General features: G+C 71.6%; 12 protein-coding genes. 5 read left to right on the top strand and 7 right to left on the bottom strand.

All coding sequences use genetic code 11. From position 1 onward, the window contains the following. Window positions 1-1,437, bottom strand: a 1,437-nt coding sequence (locus tag IZR01_RS21100; protein ID WP_194924832.1) for a M20/M25/M40 family metallo-hydrolase, incomplete at its 3' end; no start/stop codon positions are given. Between the two features lie 113 nt (window positions 1,438-1,550). Here IZR01_RS21100 and IZR01_RS21095 point away from each other — a divergent pair. Further along, window positions 1,551-3,218, top strand: coding sequence for a hypothetical protein (locus IZR01_RS21095; RefSeq protein ID WP_194924831.1), 1,668 nt, complete (start codon window positions 1,551-1,553; stop codon window positions 3,216-3,218). Window positions 3,219-3,248: 30 nt separating this feature from the next. On the opposite strand, the gene IZR01_RS21090 is transcribed toward IZR01_RS21095, so the two are convergent. Beyond that, window positions 3,249-3,761 (bottom strand): mycothiol transferase, encoded by a 513-nt coding sequence (locus tag IZR01_RS21090; RefSeq protein ID WP_194893642.1) that lies wholly within the window; start codon window positions 3,759-3,761, stop codon window positions 3,249-3,251. A gap of 97 nt (window positions 3,762-3,858) precedes the next feature. Here IZR01_RS21090 and IZR01_RS21085 point away from each other — a divergent pair, with 97 nt between their 5' ends. Both IZR01_RS21085 and IZR01_RS21080 read left to right on the top strand, forming a co-directional pair. Further along, window positions 3,859-4,653: a crotonase/enoyl-CoA hydratase family protein gene (locus tag IZR01_RS21085; RefSeq protein ID WP_194924830.1), complete on the top strand. Its 795-nt coding sequence runs from the start codon at window positions 3,859-3,861 to the stop codon at window positions 4,651-4,653. A 120-nt stretch (window positions 4,654-4,773) separates the two neighbouring features. Further along, the gene (locus tag IZR01_RS21080; protein WP_194893640.1) at window positions 4,774-5,415 is read left to right on the top strand and encodes a VOC family protein; all 642 of its coding nucleotides are present in this window, start codon (window positions 4,774-4,776) and stop codon (window positions 5,413-5,415) included. Between the two features lie 197 nt (window positions 5,416-5,612). On the opposite strand, the gene IZR01_RS21075 is transcribed toward IZR01_RS21080, so the two are convergent. The 4 genes from IZR01_RS21075 to IZR01_RS21060 form a co-directional block, all read right to left on the bottom strand. Beyond that, the gene (locus tag IZR01_RS21075) at window positions 5,613-8,324 is read right to left on the bottom strand and encodes a CHAT domain-containing protein (RefSeq protein WP_194924829.1); all 2,712 of its coding nucleotides are present in this window, start codon (window positions 8,322-8,324) and stop codon (window positions 5,613-5,615) included. Window positions 8,325-8,451: 127 nt separating this feature from the next. Next, a complete protein-coding gene (locus IZR01_RS21070; RefSeq protein ID WP_194924828.1) occupies window positions 8,452-8,919 on the bottom strand; it encodes a hypothetical protein in 468 nt (155 codons plus the stop codon). Window positions 8,920-8,995: 76 nt separating this feature from the next. After that, complete coding sequence (locus IZR01_RS21065; protein WP_194924827.1) at window positions 8,996-9,577, bottom strand: RNA polymerase sigma factor; 582 nt, start codon at window positions 9,575-9,577, stop codon at window positions 8,996-8,998. A gap of 47 nt (window positions 9,578-9,624) precedes the next feature. After that, the gene (locus IZR01_RS21060) at window positions 9,625-10,821 is read right to left on the bottom strand and encodes a S8 family peptidase (protein WP_194924826.1); all 1,197 of its coding nucleotides are present in this window, start codon (window positions 10,819-10,821) and stop codon (window positions 9,625-9,627) included. Window positions 10,822-11,248: 427 nt separating this feature from the next. Here IZR01_RS21060 and IZR01_RS21055 point away from each other — a divergent pair, with 427 nt between their 5' ends. Together IZR01_RS21055 and IZR01_RS52445 are read left to right on the top strand one after the other, a co-directional pair. Further along, on the top strand, window positions 11,249-11,926 hold the full coding sequence (locus IZR01_RS21055) for a uracil-DNA glycosylase (protein WP_194924825.1): 678 nt from the start codon (window positions 11,249-11,251) through the stop codon (window positions 11,924-11,926). Between the two features lie 118 nt (window positions 11,927-12,044). Further along, window positions 12,045-12,725 carry a LysR family transcriptional regulator gene (locus tag IZR01_RS52445; protein WP_194924824.1) on the top strand — a complete coding sequence of 227 codons (681 nt, stop codon included), beginning with the start codon at window positions 12,045-12,047 and terminating at the stop codon, window positions 12,723-12,725. Window positions 12,726-12,872: 147 nt separating this feature from the next. On the opposite strand, the gene IZR01_RS21045 is transcribed toward IZR01_RS52445, so the two are convergent. After that, window positions 12,873-16,880: an ABC transporter ATP-binding protein gene (locus IZR01_RS21045; protein WP_438939701.1), complete on the bottom strand. Its 4,008-nt coding sequence runs from the start codon at window positions 16,878-16,880 to the stop codon at window positions 12,873-12,875. Window positions 16,881-16,960 lie beyond the last annotated feature (80 nt).

Here is a 16,960-nt window from a genome sequence, read left to right as displayed (position 1 = left end):
AGCCACCGGACTCCGCATCCCATCCGCCCCGACCGCCCGCAGCCCGAACTGCACATTGTCCTTCGCGATCGGCAGCGTCACCGTCGTCACGTCCCCCACCGGCAGCACCTCCGTCCACGCCGCCGCCGTCGTCTCCCGCAGCACCACCTCGTACCCCGCCAGCCCGGCGTCGTCCCCGCGGGTCCAGGTCAGCGTCGTGGTGTTGATCCCGCTGAACCCGTCCGGCGGCGTGGTCAGGATGGTCACGCCCTTCGGCGTCCCGGGCCCGGCGGCCAGCGACCACAGCGTGGCGGCGTTGACCCGAGTGACCCGGGCCAGGTAGTCGAAGTCGCAGAACTCTGCCAGGTCGCCGAACTGCACTCCGTCCACGACCCGCGTGTCCTGGTGTTCGTGGTCGAAGTTCTCCCGCGGCTCGGTGAACCGCCCGGCCGGGTAGGCCTGCTCCAGGAACGAGATGTGGTCGCTCCCGCGCAGGTAGCGGTCCCGACGCCAGATCACCCGGATGTCCATGCCGGTGGCGTCGTTCGCGGCGACGTCCCGCGCGAACCGCGCCAGCTGTCGCGACGGCCCGTCGTTCTCCCCGCCGACCTCCTGCCGGATCGCCGCCTGCGCCGCGGTCTCCGACGTCGGCACGCCCTCGACGAACAGCCGTACCGTGTGCGGGCTCGGCGGCGTCCCGTCCCAGGCGCTGCTGGCCCCGATGATGTCGTTGCTGAACATCCCCTGCACGTCCGCCCCGGCCTGCTTCATCTGCGCGGCCATGTAGGCGGAGCCGTAAAGCCCCTGCTCCTCGCCGGCGACCGTGGCGAGCACCAGCGTCCCGGGGAAGCTGCGGGTGGCGAACAGCCGCGCCATCTCCAGCACCGCGGCCACGCCCGAGCCGTCGTCGTCGGCCCCGGGGGCGTCGCTGGTGAAGTTCATGACGTCGGTGACGCGCGAGTCCAGGTGCCCGGTGACCACGTACACCCGCTCGGTGGCCGCGGTGCCCTTCAACGTCGCGATCACGTTCGTGATCGGCGTCGGCACCGGGATCCGCGACGCCACCGGCTGCACGAAGGTCTGCCGCTGCACGGTCATCCGCCCGCCGGAGGTGGCCGCGATCGCCTCCAGCCGCGCCGCTACCCAGTCGGTGGCCGCGCCGATGCCGCGCGCCGGATCGGTCTGGCTGGACAGGGTGTGCCGGGTGCCGAACGTGGTCAGCTTCAGGACGGTGGCCTTCAGCCGCTCCGGATCGATCTGCGCCAGCAGCTCGCGCAGGTCCCGGCTCGGTTTCTGACCGGTGACGCCGGCGGCCGGGGTCGCATCACTGGACGTCGCGGCGGCGGCGACCCCGGCCGCCGACGTGCCGCCGAGCGTGGCGGCGGTCCCGAGTACCGCCGCACCGGAGAGAGCTTGTCGTCTGGTCGGGCCTGAGCGAGCGGATCCATGCTCTGTCACGCTGCGGAACCTACTCCCGGACTCGCCATCCGCAAGCGCCCACGTCGCCGCGCCCGAAGCTCCGATTAACCTTCTTTACTCGATTCCTACCCACCCCCTGTCAGCCTGCTGTCGTGAATCGTCGAGCCCTCCGTGCCCTCGCCGCCCTCCCCGCCCTGTTGCTGACCGCCACCGCCTGCCAACAAAGCCCGAACGCGGCGACCGACAAGCCCTCGTCGGACACCGTCCAGCCGGCTGCGGCAGCGGCTGCGGCCTCTGAAAGCTCCACTAGTGCAAGCTCGACCGCTGAAAGCTCCACCACCTCCTGGATCACCTTCGCCAACGGCCACCTCACCTACGGCGCCGACTCCCAGGGCAACCGCGTCCCCGACTTCTCCTACGCCGGTTACGGCAACGGCAAGACCCCGATCCCGACCGCCCCGGTCGCCGTCACGCTCAAGGCCGCGTCCTCCGGCGATGACACCTCCCGCATCCAGGCCGCCATCGCCAAGGTCAGCGCGCTGCCCCTGAACGCGGCCGGCCTGCGCGGCGCGGTCCTGCTCGGCCCCGGCGACTTCCGGCTCGGCGGTGCGCTCACCATCAGCGCCTCGGGCGTCGTGCTGCGCGGCTCGGGCTCCGGCACCGGCGGCACCCACCTGGTCGCCACCGGCACCCCGCGCGCCGTGGTGGCCTTCGCGGGCACCGGGCAGCGCCAGGCCGCCGGGGCCAAGGTCGCCGTCACCGACGACTACGTCCCGATCGGCGCCACCACCTTCCACGTCGCCAGCGCTGCGGGCCTGAAGGTCGGGCAGGCCGTGGTCGTGCAGCGGCCGCAGGAGCAGAACTGGATCCACGCCATCGGCATGGACAAGATCCCGCAGCGTCCCGGCGGCGGCACGGTGCAGTGGAAGCCCAACGCCGGCCTACAGTTCGAGCGCACCATCACCGCGCTCGACCCGGCCACCAAGACCGTCACCGTCGACATCCCGCTGACCAACGCCCTGGAGAAGCAGTACACGCACGCGGTGGTGTGGCCGTACACCTTCCCCGGCCGGATCGGCAACGTCGGCGTCGAGCACCTGTCGGCCGACGGCATCGCGTTCACCCAGGCCCCTGACTACGCGACCACCGGCTACTTCGCGTCCTCCTTCGCCTCGTTCGACGCCGTGGACGGCGGCTGGGCGCGCGACATCGTCGCCGACGACTTCGGCTCCGGGATGGGCGGCGTGGGGGAGAGCGCCAAGCGGATCACCCTGGAGGACACCTCGGCGCTGGGCATGGAGAAGGCGATCCCGCAGGACGTCCACGCCCAGCCGGTCGCCTACACGCTGGCCGGTCAGCAGTCGCTGGTGCTGCGCTGCCAGGTCTCCGGCAGCAACCTGCACGCCTGGGCCACGCAGGCGCAGACCGCCGGGCCGAACGTGTTCAGCGACTGCACCGCGACCAACGTCGGCGCTAAGCGCTTCGACGCCGGCCCGCACCAGCGCTGGGCCTCCGGCACCCTCTACGACCGCCTGGTGATGCGCGAGGGCGCCGGCGGCACGTCCGCGACCGAGCTGTCGCTGTATGACCGCGACAACGAGGGCAGCGGCCAGGGCTGGGCCGGGGCCACGCAGGTCGCGTGGAACAGCGACACCGGCACCTACTCCTTCCAGAGCCCGCCGACCTCGTACAACTGGTCCTTCGGCGCGCTCGGCAAGGCCGCCCCGCCGCTGGTGCCCGGATTCCCGGCGGTGATGGTCTCGGCCGGGACGCCGGTGCAGCCGGTGTCGCTGTATGCGGAGCAGCTGGCCGAGCGGTAGCGGGTAGCGGGGTAGCGGGGTAGCGCCCGCCTACGCCTCGCGCAGCAGGATGCCGCGGACGTAGGCGGCCTGCCCCGCGTGCTGCAACGTGTCGTTCACAACGCTGACCAGCCGCACGCCCAGGGTCACGGGCGGATCCCAGCGGGTGTCGACGACCCGGTCGAAGTCCCCATCCGTCAGGGTGCCGACATAGGCCAGGGTCTGGGCGTGCACGGCGTCGTGGTAGCCGGTCAGCAGCTCGACCGACGGCACGTTCAGCTTGCCCACCTCGTGGGAGGACTGGCCGTAGCCGACGGCGGCCGTCGGGTACGGCGTGCCGAACTTCGCCTCGAACCCCTGGCCCGACCACACCTGTTCCAGCCCGGCGACCTCGGCGACGTGGTCGTCCTGCACCCGGGTCAGATGCCAGACCAGCCAGCCGACCGGGTTCGCGTCGTCGTCCAGGCGGCGGTGCAGCTGATCGAGGTCCAGGCCGTCGACCGCGGCGTGGACTGCTTCGTGAACCCGCCCGAAGGCGTCGGCGAGGAGTTCGTGTCCTTTCATGGCTCCACCGTACGCGTTCCGCCGTACGCGCCCCTTGCCATCTCGCTCCTGTTGGTAGAACGTGTTCTCGTTTTCCGGACTCAGTGAGGGGACACCCATGGGCGGCACCGAACACTGCACCGTCGAGCGCGACGGCCACACCCTGGTCGTCACGATGAACCGGCCCGAGGCCAAGAACGCGCTGTCGCTGCCGATGCTGGTCGGGATGGCCGACGCGTGGGTGGAGGCGGACGCCGACGACGATGTCCGCTCCATCGTGCTCACCGGGGCGGGCGGCGCGTTCTGTGCCGGCATGGACCTCAAAGCCATGAACATGTCGCAGGACTCGCCCTACGCCGACCGCCTCAAAGCCGACCCCGACCTGCACTGGAAGGCCCTGCTGCGGCACTACAGCCCGCGCAAGCCGCTGATCGGCGCGGTCGAGGGCTACGCGGTGGCCGGCGGGACCGAGCTGATCCAGGCCTGCGACATCCGGGTCGCGGCGGCCTCGGCCACCTTCGGGCTGTTCGAGGTGCGGCGCGGGCTGTTCCCGGTGGCCGGCTCCACGGTGCGGCTGCCGCGCCAGATCCCCTACAGCCACGCCATGGAGATGCTGCTGACCGGCCGCCCTTACCCCGCGGCCGAGGCGCGCGACATCGGGCTGGTCGGGCACCTGGTGGACGACGGCAAGGCGCTGGAGAAGGCGCTGGAGATCGCCGCGCTGATCAACGCCGCCGCGCCGCTGTCGGTGGAGGCGGTGAAGCGGTCGGTGAAGGAGACCTCCGGGATGAGCGAGGCCGACGGGCTGGCGCGGGAGTTCGAGATCGGCTGGCCGGTGTTCGCCACCGAGGACGCCAAGGAGGGGCCGCGGGCGTTCGCGCAGAAGCGCGAGGCGGTCTGGAAACGGAAATAGTATGATCTTTCGTCGCCGCAGGTGACGCCGCGAACGCGCACGGTACCGGGATTCGCGGTAAGGGGCACCCGGTCGGCCCCGATTGGGTTATCGGGGCATCGGCAGGGCAGAGTATGAACCGTGCGTCTCGATCACGTTTCTTATGCTGTGTCCAACTCCGAGCTCGGTTCCACCGTGAACCGGCTCGGTACGCTGCTCGGCTCGACGTTCCGCGACGGCGGCGTCCATCCGCGCTTCGGCACCCGCAACTTCGTGCTGCCCCTGGCCGGCGGCTCGTATGTGGAGGTCGTGGCCCCGCTGGACCACCCCGCCACCGACTCGGCACCGTTCGGCAAGGCGGTCAAGGCCCGCGCCGAGGAGGGCGGGGGCTGGCTGGGCTGGGTCGTGGGCGTCGACGACATCACGCTGTGGGAGCAGCGCCTGGGCCGGCCCGCGGCCCAGGGCCACCGGGTCCGCCCCGACGGCTTCGACCTGCGCTGGAAGCAGCTGGGTGTGCTGGACCTGATGGCCGACCCGCAGCTGCCCTACTTCCTGGCCTGGGAGGTCGCCGCCGACCAGCGCCCCGGCGCGGGCGCCGACGGCGGCCCGGCCTTCGAGCGCCTGGAGATCAGCGGCGACCGCACCCAGGTCCTGGGCTGGATCGGCGGCTCCCCGGACCACGACCCGCTGGAAGAAGTGAAGGTCGACTGGATCGACGCCGAGGAGCCCGGCGTCGTGGCCGTCCACTTCCGTTGCGCGGCCGGCAGCGTCCGGATCGACTAGGGACTGGCCCGACCAGGGCCTCCCCGACTCTTAGGGTGCGGGTGCACACCGGCGATGGCCGGCGGCACCCGCACCGTCGTTTTCCCGCCCGCCGCTCACTTTTCCGCGTTCCGCGGGATCACGCTCAACCTGAGGTCGAGAGTTTCGTTCACCCGATCAGAGGTTGAAGGTGCCCGGACAACCGTCGGGCCGGCGCCTCAGCCGCCGAACCCGAAGCACACGAACCCACCGATCCCGGTCGCCGACGAAGCCTCGGCGAGCGCCGCCGCCGGCGGCCGCCCGCCGGCCAGCGCGGCGTGCAGCGCGAGCATCAACGTGCGGGTGTCGGAGTCATCGACCGGCGTGACACTGGCGATCAGCGTCCGGGTCCCCAGCGCGAACACCGCCGATGCCAGCCCCATCAGCTCATCCCCGGGCCGCACCCCCGACAGCGCCGACTCACACGCCGACAACACCAGCGTCTGCGGCGTCGAACCGAGCCGCTCCAGGTCGTAGACGTACAGCGGCCCGTCATGCGCGTCCAGGCTGGAGAAGAGCGGATGATCGGCCCGGAACCGCCCATGCGTGGCGACATGCGCCAGCGCGGCCCCGTCCAAGGCCCGCGCGGCATCAGCAGCCGTGGCCTGCGCACCGGACAGCACGACAGCATCCGGATACCGCGCCGCCAACGCGGCGATCTCCGGCTCCGCGTGCGCCAGCCCGGGACCGGCCATCAGGACCGTGCCGACCCCCGTCGCCGACGTGGCGACCGGAGCGACGCCGGCCGCCACCAGCCACAGCCGGGCCGACGGCGTCACACTCACCGCGCGGCCCGCACAGGTCGGCAGCGCGGTCCAGGGCAGCGCGTGCAGGGAGCCGGTCGGGACGATGACCAGCGGGCGGCCGGCGGGGTCCGCGCTGGAGTCGGAATCGGAGCTGTCGCCGGTGGCGGCGCCGTCGACGGAACCAGCCGCCGGCACCCCGTCCAGCGCTCGCCGCACCGGCCCGAACAACAGTGCGTCCAGCACCTGCCGGCTGTGGTCGTAGGCCTGCACCGCGGCGTCCTGCATCGCCGACGATCCGAACCGCCGCGACATCCGGTTCATCGTGAACCGCACCACGTCCAACTGCCGCAGCACCGCCGCATAGGATCCCAGCCGATGCCGCCGCACCACCCCGTCCCGCACGGTTACCGCATGCAGTTCGTCATCCAGGCGTACGAACTCCACGAGCGCCCGCTCGCCCAGAGCGCCGGCCAGCGCGGTGGGCGAGAAGGACGGCTCGGGCGCATACGTCCCGCGTGCGTACCGCGATCGGTCCCGGACCGCCGCCTCCAACCGCAGACGCTCGGCGTTGAGTCGAGACATCTCAGAGCGCGAAGCCCCCCGGGTGGTCGGCGTCTGGACCGCGGCCAGCTCCGCCACCACCCGGCGCAGCTCGGCCAAGTCGGCAGCCAGCTGCTCGTCGTCCGGCGGCCGCACCGGTCGGCGCCGTAGCGAAGCCGCCCGCCAGGTCTCAGCCCACCGCAACACCGCGCGCGCGTCCCCACGCTGCAACGCCAGGCGCAGCCCGAGCTTGGCCAACTCCTCGCCGCGTACCGCGGCGTGGGCCCGCAGGTCGGTGGCGCCCAGGACGGCGTTGTTCTCGGCATGCACGCGCAGCCCGGCCCGGACCGCCCGCTCGGCGGCCGAGGGCCGTCCGGTGCTCAGTGCGTGCAGGGCGTGGGCGTGCCAAGCCAGGACCCTGATCTCGGCCACGCCCCGGTTCCGGTGCCGCGCCACCTGCTCGAACAGGGACCGCGCCTGTTCCTGGCGGCCCAGGCCGATGGCCACGCGCCCGGCCAGCAGCCGGGCCTCCAGCGGCGTGACCGGCCACTTGGCGACCGCCATCCGGTCGCCGACCTCGATCGCGACCCGCAGCAGCGCCGGGCTGCGCTCCCCGCTGGCGAACCGGGCCGAGACCTCGACGTGCCGGGCCAGATCCGCCCAAGCTCCGCGGCGCTGCCGGCCGAACATGCCCCGGGCGGTGCGGGCCGCGGCGGTCGCGGCGTCCGGATCGCCGTCGGCGAGGGCGGTGCGCGCGTGCATGAGGTGGGCTTCGGCGAGGTTGTAGCGGAAGCCGCTGCCTTCCTGCTCGGCGATGGAGCTCACGATCGTGGACCGGGCCTCGGCGACCAGACCGGCGGCCAGCAGCATATCGGCGCGGTCGGCGAACAGGTTCGTGCCGCGTTTGCCGTGCTCGGCGTACAGCACCGCGGCGGAGTCGAGCCGGTCCAGCGCCTCGGGCAGGTTCCCCGTCAGCCGGGCCAGGTACCCGAGGTTCAGGTGGATCATGGCGTTGAGAAGCCGGTAGCCTTCGCGCCGGGTCAGCTTCTCGCCGCGCAACAGGTTCGCTGAGGCCTCGCGGTAGTTCCCGACCTGGATGTGCAGGACGGCGCGGGTGTTCAGCAGCAGCGCCTCCCAGCGGGCGTCGCCCGCGGCGCGCAGCACCGGCTGGGCCCGGTCGAACGTCGCCAGTGCCTCCGTCGCCCGCCCCAAGCGCATCAGGACCAGGCCCAGATTGACATCCAGGCGCGCGGAGTCGGCACCGGTCAGTACGGCGGCCGCCAGCGCGGCCTCGGCCAACGCCGCGTCGGTGCTGCCGCGGTCGGCCAAGATCACCACCAGGGACATCCGGGCCTCGGCCGCCCGATAGGGCGCACCGGCAGCCTCCGCCACGGCTATGGCGCGCCGTAGGCTGCGCGCCGCGCGGGCCAGGTCGCCGTTCTCCTTCCACGACAGCCCGACCGCGCGCAGGGCTATCGCGGCGGCCTCGTCATCATTGTTCGCGGCCAATACCGACTCGGCTGTCGCCCGGCCCGCCGCGGGTTGCGCGAGAACCTGGTCGAGTGCTTCTGAGGCACGCGTGAGCCGGTCGGCAGAAGATGGCATGCGGACACTGTCTCAAATTCAGCACGAATTCTCACACCATGGCATGACTCATCGCCGCCGCACCGCGGGTGCGGCAGCGATGACGAGTCGGCGGCGGCCGCGGGGGAAGCGCGGTCGCGGCCGGGTCTTAGACGGTCACCCAGCTGGTCACCACCGCGCCGCCACCGGGTACCGACAGCGCCACCCGGGCCGGTCCGGCCGGCAGCGATTCGGCACTGAACAGGCCCTGCTCGTCCACGGCCACCGTGGTGGCGCCGGCCGGGTGCTCGATTCTCAGGGTGCTCGAACAGGCCGGGATCAGCTGCCCGACGAGTTTGCGCCGCTCCCCGACCTCGGTCACCTCGACCACCACCGACACGCTGGGTGCCTCGAACGTCAGCAGCCTGGTGTCGGTGCCGCGCACGGAGCCGGCCCCGGCCAGCTTCGAGTCCTCGGCGAGCTCGGCCAGTTCGGCGTCGATGGTGTGCCAGGTGAAGGCCGCGTAGCCGGCCCGCACCACTTCCGGCGGTACCGGGTCGATCTCGTCGAACATCGCTCCGAGGGCGGACAGGAGTTTGATGTCCTCCGCTGAGGCCCCGTTCGTCAACTTCGGCATCGTTCCCCCTGGATCAGGTCCTTCATCGTGTGCTCGGGTACTGACTGGTCGGTTCGGGTCCGTGCGGCGCGCCTCATCATCCGGTCCTCTCCGGCACCGAGGTCACCGTTTTCAGGGCCCGTTTGAGCTGTTCCAGACATCTCGAGCGGGTCGGCCCGATCGACCCGATCGGCATGCCCAGGGCCTGGGCGACCGCCGTGTAGCTTTCCAGCGGCGTCACCGCGACCACCCGCAGCAGGTTGCGACAGCGTTCGGACAAGGTGGAGAAGGCCTGCCACAGGTCGGTGCGCTCCTGCTCGGCGACCAGGGCCGTCTCCGGATCGCCGTCGTCGTCGGAGTCACTGAAGAAAGGCGCCTTGTCCTCGGTCTCCTCCGAGTCGGGGACCTCGCGCCGCGTCTTGTGGATCAGGCGCAGCGACTCCCGGCGCGCCGTCGTGGCCAGCCACCCCGCGAGCTGGTCCGGGTTCTGGATCCGGTCGAGGTTCTCCACCAGTCGCAGCCAGGTGGTCTGGCTGACGTCGGCGGCGTCGGCCAGCGACAGCCGGAACCCCCGGGCCACCGACCACACCAGCCGGTTGTAGTCGTCGACGATCTGGTGCCAGGCTTCCGGGTCGCCTGCGGCGGCCGCCTTCAACAACAGCGCGGGGGAGCGGTCCATATGTGCCTTCTCACTCATCTGGGACGAACATCACCGGTGCCGGTCCGTCAGCGGGCGGCCGAGGACACCACCACCCCGAGATCGGGGATGCGGGTAGTGCCGGCGGGATCCAGCAGCTCACCGAGCGCGTCGTGCGCCGTCATGTCCTTGGCCGCCATCAAGGCCGCGATCTTACCGGCCACATAGGGGGCGGCGAAGCTGGTGCCGCTCCACTTCGCGTAGCCGTGGAACTCCTGCCCCTTCTCGTGGCCGTGGGTCAGGAAGGTGCTGGCGATCTTCTCCCCGGGTGCCGCGGCGTCCACCCACCAGCCGTAGTTGGAGAAGGTGGCGCGCTCGGGCTCGGTGCCGGCGGGCTGTTCGGCCAGCGCCGCGACCGCGACGACGTCTTTCAGAGCGGCGGGCCAGAACGGACGGTCGGAGGAGTAGTTGCCGGCGGCTGCCACCACGACGGTGTGCCGGGCCAGCCGGGTCACCGCGTCGGCGAGTACCGGCGAGGGCCGGTCGTCGAAGGTGAAGCAGCCCAGCGACAGGTTCACGATGTCCAGGCGATCGGCGTCGGCGGCCGCTCGGGTCTGCTGGATCCGGGCCAGGCCCTTGAGCAGCGCCAGTTCGTCGGCGACGCCGTCGGTGTCCAGCACCCGCTCCACCCGCAGGTAGGTGCCCGGGGCGTGCTGCAGGATCACCCCGGCGATGAAGGTGCCGTGTCCGGAGTCGGAGTCCAGCTCCAGGTCGGCCTGCGCGTTCAGGGCCTCGTGCTCCTCGTCGGTGCAGGCCTGGTACCAGCCGGCATCGGTGAACCACGGATGCGGGTCGATCCCGGTGTCGACGATGCCGACGATCACTCGGCGGGCCCCCACCTGGTCGGCGACCGGTTCGATCATATCCGCGCTGGCCACCGGGGTGCCGAACGGCCCGCCGGTCACGTCCGGCGTGGCGTGCACGACATGGTTCGGTGTCACGCTGGTCCGCCGATGGGCCCCCGAGCCCCCGCGCAGCTCGTGCGTCAGCTCCGCCGCGTCCACCCCCGCGTCGGCCCGTAGCCGCAGCAGGGTGACACCTGGCGCCGCCGACTCGTGCCGGGAGGCGATCCAGTGCCGTGCCCGCTCGTGCACCTCATTCGCGTGCGTGTCGAGCACCAGCAGTTCGTCGCGCTTGATCAACGCCCCCATGGAGCCGCCGATCTGGACGACCTCTTCCGGGTTTTTCTCCAGAATCCGAGCAATCCGTGCTGCGTGGTCCGTCATCGTTCCCTCCCTGTAAACAACGTAGTCAGCACCCATGTTGCAATGCCAATGACCTCAGGCGGAACTGGACCCCCGTCCCAGTTCCGCCTTCGGCACCCCCCTGGCGGTAGCGTTCCCCCACAGTCCGCTACCGCCGGTCCTGCATCCCCCGGGTTTTCCCCCGTGTTCCCCAGCGTCCCCCCTGGGGTTGGAGTGGTGTGCCGTACCCACCCCCCGGCGTCACGGCACACCACCCTTCTCACCCGGCCTGGCCGGCGGCGAGTCCCCCCTAGAGACACACACCGACTGGTCCACGCCCGCGGGCCCCCCGACCCGCTCACTTACAAGAGCAGCGTGGCGGGCTCCTGATACATGTCGGCCGAAGTTTTTCTGGGGAGTTTTTCCGCTGCCGTTCAGCCCTGTCACAGCCTGCGGATAGGTTCGTCTCATGCGTGAACTCATCCCCGCCTCCTGGGCGCCAGTATTGGCCGCCGAGACCGAGCAGCCGTACTTCGCCGACCTGGAGGCCTTCCTTAAGACCGAGCGTGCCGAGCACCAGGTGTTCCCGCCTGAGGACGAGGTGTTCGCGGCGTTGGAGGCGACGCCGTATCAGGACGTCAAGGTCGTGCTCATCGGGCAGGACCCGTACCACGACGACGGCCAGGCCCACGGCATGTGCTTCTCGGTCCGCCCCGGCGTGCGCATCCCGCCCTCGCTGCGGAACATGTACAAGGAGATGGACACGGACCTGGGCATCGCGCCGGTCAAGCACGGCTACCTGAAGGCCTGGGCCGACCAGGGCGTGCTGCTGCTCAACACGGTGCTCACCGTGCGCGCGCACGAGCCGGCCTCGCACAAGGACCGCGGCTGGGAGAAGTTCACCGACGCCGTCATCAAGGACGTCTCGGCGCGCGAGAAGCCGGTGGTGTTCGTGCTCTGGGGCGCGCACGCGAAGAAGAAGGCGAAGCTGATCGACGCCACCCGGCACGCGATCGTGCAGGGCGCGCACCCCTCGCCGCTGTCCGCGAAGCTGTTCTTCGGCTCCAAGCCGTTCTCCGCGGTGAACGAGGCGCTGGCCGGGTTCGGGCAGGAGCCGATCGACTGGCAGCTGCCTGAGAACGTCTGAGAGCTCTCGCGGTGGCGCGTTCGTCGCGTTGATCGTGTTCGTCGTGTTCGTACGCGGGTCGGCCCGGCGGATGCCTCCGCCGGGCCGACTGTTAGGCCGCGATCGATAGCCTGGGGGAATGGACCGACTGGAGACCCGGGAACTGGCGTACTTCCTGGCGGTGGCCGACGAGCTGCACTTCGGGCGCGCCGCGGCCCGACTGGGCATCGCGCAGCCGACTCTGTCGAAGACGGTCCAGCGCCTGGAGCGCCGCCTGGACGTCAGCCTGTTCGTTCGGACCAGCCGCGCGGTCGCGCTCACGCCAGCCGGTCAGATGCTCGTCCGCGACGCGCGCACGGTGCTGGAGGCATTGTCCGCCGCGACTGTGCGCGCGCAACGGACCGGCGCAGGGGAACGGCGCCTGATCCTGGCCATGAAGCCCGGCGGCGACGCCGGACTGCTCCCCGCCATCCTCGCGGCCTACGACCGCGAACCGGACGTGCCGCCGATCGAAGTGGTGTTCGCCGCCGACCGGGCCGGCTTGCTGCGCGAAGGGAAAGCCGACGCGGCCCTGCTGCACCTGCCGCCCGACGATCTGCATGGGCTGTACAGCGAAACGCTGCTTAGCGACACTTCGGACGCCGCCCCACCGCCCCGCCTGCTCGTGCTCGCCTGGCCCGCGCACCGCACGTCCCCGGCCGTCGCGGCCCTCACTCGGGCTGCCGTGACCGCCGTCGCCGCCGTGACCGCCGTGACCGCCGTGGCCGCCGTGACCGCCGTGGCCGTGCCGGACCAGTCGTCGGCACGCCTGACCCGATAGGGATCCGGCTCGCGGTCGAGCGACCCCGGCTCGCGGGTTGGTACCAGGCGCGCCCTGGCGGAACGGGTATCCCGTCCCACCAGGGCGCGTATCGAACCTTCCGCACTACGTACGGGCCTATATATACGAGGGCCTATATACGGGCTCCTATATAACAGCACCCGCAGTCTCGGTCTCCCGCTCGCCGCCCTCATGCCCGGCGGTGAACGCCTCCCACAGCGCCGCGTACGTCCCGCCCGCGTCGACCAGCGCCGCGTGCGTGCCGTCCTCCACCACCCGGCCGCCGTCCAGCACCAGGATCCGGTCGGCGCGCGCCGCCGTGGTCAGCCGGTGCGCCACCACCAGGGTGGTGCGGGTCCGGCCGTCGGCGCCGTGGTCGGCGGAGCGGGCCAGCTCGGCGTGGGTGACCGCGGCCTCGGTGGCCAGGTCCAGGGAGGAGGTGGCCTCGTCCAGTATCAGCACGTCCGGGTCCGCCAGCTCGGCCCGGGCCAGCGCGAGCAGCTGCCGCTGCCCGGCCGACAGGTTCCGGCCGCGCTCGGCGACCCGGGAGTGGAAGCCCTCGGGAAGCCCCGCGATCATCTCCTCGGCGCCGACCGCGCGGGCCGCCGCCTCGATGTCCCGGCGCGGGGCGTCCGGCCGGGCGTAGGCGATGGCCTCGGCGACCGTCCCGTCGAACAAGTACGCCTCCTGCGGCACCACACCCAGCCGGTGCCGCCAGTCCTCCAGCTCGAACTCGCGCAGGTCGCGGCCGCCGGCGGTGACCGCGCCGCCGGTCGGGTCGTAGAAGCGGGCGACCATCTTCACGAAGGTGGACTTGCCCGCGCCGGTCTGCCCGACCAGCGCCACCGTCTGCCCGGCCGGGATCCGCACGCTGACCCTGTCCAGCGCTGGGCGCGTCTCCTTGCCGTAGGCGAACGTGACGTCGTCGAACACGATCTCGCCGAGCGCCGTCGGCACCGGCACCGGATGGGCCGGCTCCGGCGTGGACGGCGTGGTCCGCAGCAGATCGCCGATCCGCCGCAGACCGACCGCGGCCTGCTGGTACCCGTCGAACACCTGCGAGAGCTGCTGCACCGGCGAGAACACCATGTCGATGTAGAGCAGGTACGCGATCAGCGCACCGGCGGTCAGCTCCCCGGAGTGCACCCGGGAGGCGCCGTTGGCCAGCACCAGCAGCCCGGCGACGTCGGCCAGCGCCTGCACGAACGGGAAGTACGTGGCGATGTACTTCTGCGCGCGCAGCCGCGACACGCGGAACTCGTCGGACAGCCCGGCGAAGCGCGCGGCGTTCGTCCCCTCCCGCCGGAAGGCCTGCGTCACGCGCATGCCCGCGACGTTCTCCTGCAGGTCGGCGTTGACCGCCGAGACCTTCTCCCGGGCCTCGGTGTAGGCCTTGCTGGACTTCGCGCGGAACACCGCGGTCGCGACCAGCAGCGGCGGCAGCACACTGAGGGCGATCAGCGCCATCTTCCAGTCGATGATGACCAGCGCCACCACGATCCCGACGAACGACAGCACACTGACGACCGCCTGCTGCAACCCGGTCTGAAGGAACGAGGACAACGCGTCCACGTCGGTGGTCATGCGGGTCATGATCCGGCCCGACAGCTCGCGTTCGTAGTAGTCCAGCCCCAGCCGCTGCAACTGCGCGAACACCTTCACCCGCAGCGCGTAGAGCAGGCGCTCGCCGGTGCGGCCGGTGACCCGGGCCTGGCAGACGTTCACCACGGTGTCGACCATCACCACTACCAGCGCCGCCACCGACACCCCGACGATCGCCGACAGCGAGTGCGCCAGGATGCCCTTGTCCACGCCGCCGCGGATCAGCGCCGGCAGCGCCAGGCTGGCCGCGGCGTCCGCGGCGACCAGCAGCAGGCCCAGCAGCAGCGCGAAGCGGAACGGCCGCAGCAGCTTGGCCAGCGAGAACACCGGGTCGGCGGCCCGGGCCTGGCCCCGGTCCACGTTCGGGGCGTCGGTGGCCGGGGGCAGCGCCTCGACCTTGGCCAGCAGCTCCGGGGTCGGCGGCATCGAGGCCAGGAAGCCGCCGAAGCCGCCGCCGCCGCCTCCGACGCCGCCCCGGCCGCCGCCTCCGCCGCCCATGCCGGGCATCGCCCTGGTGGCGGTGCCGTTGGCGTTGGCCAGCGGGTTGGCGTCGTCCTCGGTCCGCGGCCACAGGCTCGGGGTGATGCCGTCGACGCGGGCTTCGGTGGTTCCGGTGGCTTCGGTGGCTTCGGTGGTTTCGGAAGCGGCAGTAGTAGCAGTAGTACTTGCGGCGTTCGCCGCGAGTGCGTGGCCGTTCGTGCCCTGAGCCGGTAGGGCCTTCGCCGATCCGGCGTTCGCCGATCCGCCCGTCGTCGATCCGGCCTTCGCCGCCAGTGTCAGATCCCCGGCGTCGATGCCCTCGGCGTCTTCGCCCGGCCCGGACAACAGCAGCCGGTACAGCGGGCAGCGCTCGGTCAGCTCCTCATGCGTGCCGATGTCCACCACCCGGCCGCGGTCCAGCACCGCGATCCGGTCGGCCAGCGCCAGCGTGGAGCGCCGGTGCGCGATCAGCAGCGTGGTGCGCCCGGCCATCACCCGGCGCAGCGTGTCGTGGATCTCCGCCTCCACCCGGGCGTCCACCGCGGAGGTGGCGTCGTCCAGGATCAGCACCCGGGGATCGGTGATCAGCGCCCGGGCCAGGGCTATGCGCTGGCGCTGGCCGCCGGACAGGGTCAGGCCCTGCTCGCCGACCACGGTGTCGTAGCCGTTCGGCAGCTGTTCGATGAACTCCTCGGCCTCGGCCATCCCCGCGGCCAGCCGGACCTGCTCGTCGGTGGCGTCCGGGCGGCCGTAGGCGATGTTGGCGCGGACCGAGTCGGAGAACAGGAAGCTGTCCTCCATCACCAGGCCGATCGCCTCGCGCAGGGAGTCCATGGTCACGTCGCGCACATCGGCGCCGCCGACCCGCACCGAACCGCCCTGCACGTCGTAGAAGCGGGGGAGCAGCATCGACACCGTGGACTTGCCGGAGCCGGACGTGCCGACCAGCGCCACCGTCTCCCCGGGACGCACCGCCAGGTCCAGACCGCGCAGCACCGGACGGGAGGCGACGTAGCCGAACACGGCGCCGTCGAACTCCACCCCGGAGGCCTGCTTCGGCAGCAGCGCGGCGTCCGGCTTCTCGGTGACCTTCGGCTGGGAGTCGATGATCTCGAAGATGCGCTCCACACTGGCCCGCGCCTGCTGCCCGATGGTGACCAGCGAGGACAGCATCCGCACCGGCCCGAGCATCTGCGCCAGGTAGGTGGAGAACGCCAGGAACGTGCCCAGCGTGATCGTCCCGCGCAGCGCCAGCCAGCCGCCGAGGAACAGCACCCCGACCTGCCCCAGCGCCGGGATCGCCATGATCGCCGGGTTGTACCGGGCCGAGAACCGCACCGCCCGCAGCCGCGAGGCGAACAGCCGCTCGCCGGCCGCCTCCAACTTGCCGAGCTCCTGCTCCTCCTGCCCGAACCCCTTCACCACGCGCACCCCGCCGACCGCGGCGTCCACCACCCCGGCCAGCGCCGAGGCCTGCTGCTGGGCCTCCCACGTGGCCGGATAGAGCCGCTTGCGCGCGGCCACCGCCACCAGCCACAGCAACGGCCCGGTCGCCAACGCGACCAGCGTCAGCATCGGCGACAGGAACGCCATCACCGCCAGCGCGACCACGAACAGCAGCGCGTTGCCGGTCAGCATCGGCAGCATGCCCAGCAGGCCCTGCACCATCGTGACATCGGAGGTGGCCCGCGAGATCAGCTGACCGGTGGCCAACTCGTCCTGCCGCGCGCCGTCCAGCCGCGACAAAGCCCCGAAGATCCGGTTCCGCAAATCGAACTGCACGTCCAGGGACAGCTTGCCGCCGACATACCGGCGCAGCCGGGTCCCGAAGAAGTTCGCCAGCGACAGGCACAGCGCCATGATCACCCACGGCGCCAGCGAGGACCGGCGGGTGATGATGACATCGTCGATGATGTGCCGCTGGATCAGCGGCATCGCGGCGGTGGCGAGCATCGCCAGCAGCGAGCCGCCGAAGGCGACCAGGACACTGCGGCGGTACACCCAGCTGACCGAGGCCAGCCGCCGGATCCAGGAACTGGCGGCGGTGTCGCCGCCTTTGCCGGTCCGCTCGATGCCGTCGGCGCCTTTGTTTCCGCTCGGGTTACTCAGGTTGCCCAGGTTCTCGCCCTGCTCGCCCTGGTTCTTGCCCTGAT

This window comes from Catenulispora pinisilvae (assembly GCF_015356865.1).
Taxonomy (GTDB): Bacteria; Actinomycetota; Actinomycetes; order Streptomycetales; family Catenulisporaceae; genus Catenulispora; species Catenulispora pinisilvae.
This window is presented reverse-complemented; position numbering and strand designations above follow the sequence as displayed.

Excerpts from the sequence above, each read along its gene's own strand:
- IZR01_RS21070 (WP_194924828.1), bottom strand. The coding sequence starts at position 8,919 with ATGCCGAAGTTGACGAACGGGGCCTCAGCGGAGGACATCAAACTCCTG.
- IZR01_RS21075 (WP_194924829.1), bottom strand. The coding sequence starts at position 8,324 with ATGCCATCTTCTGCCGACCGGCTCACGCGTGCCTCAGAAGCACTCGAC.
- IZR01_RS21090 (WP_194893642.1), bottom strand. The coding sequence starts at position 3,761 with ATGAAAGGACACGAACTCCTCGCCGACGCCTTCGGGCGGGTTCACGAA.
- IZR01_RS21065 (WP_194924827.1), bottom strand. The coding sequence starts at position 9,577 with ATGGACCGCTCCCCCGCGCTGTTGTTGAAGGCGGCCGCCGCAGGCGAC.
- IZR01_RS21060 (WP_194924826.1), bottom strand. The coding sequence starts at position 10,821 with ATGACGGACCACGCAGCACGGATTGCTCGGATTCTGGAGAAAAACCCG.
- IZR01_RS21055 (WP_194924825.1), top strand. The coding sequence starts at position 11,249 with ATGCGTGAACTCATCCCCGCCTCCTGGGCGCCAGTATTGGCCGCCGAG.
- IZR01_RS21085 (WP_194924830.1), top strand. The coding sequence starts at position 3,859 with ATGGGCGGCACCGAACACTGCACCGTCGAGCGCGACGGCCACACCCTG.
- IZR01_RS52445 (WP_194924824.1), top strand. The coding sequence starts at position 12,045 with ATGGACCGACTGGAGACCCGGGAACTGGCGTACTTCCTGGCGGTGGCC.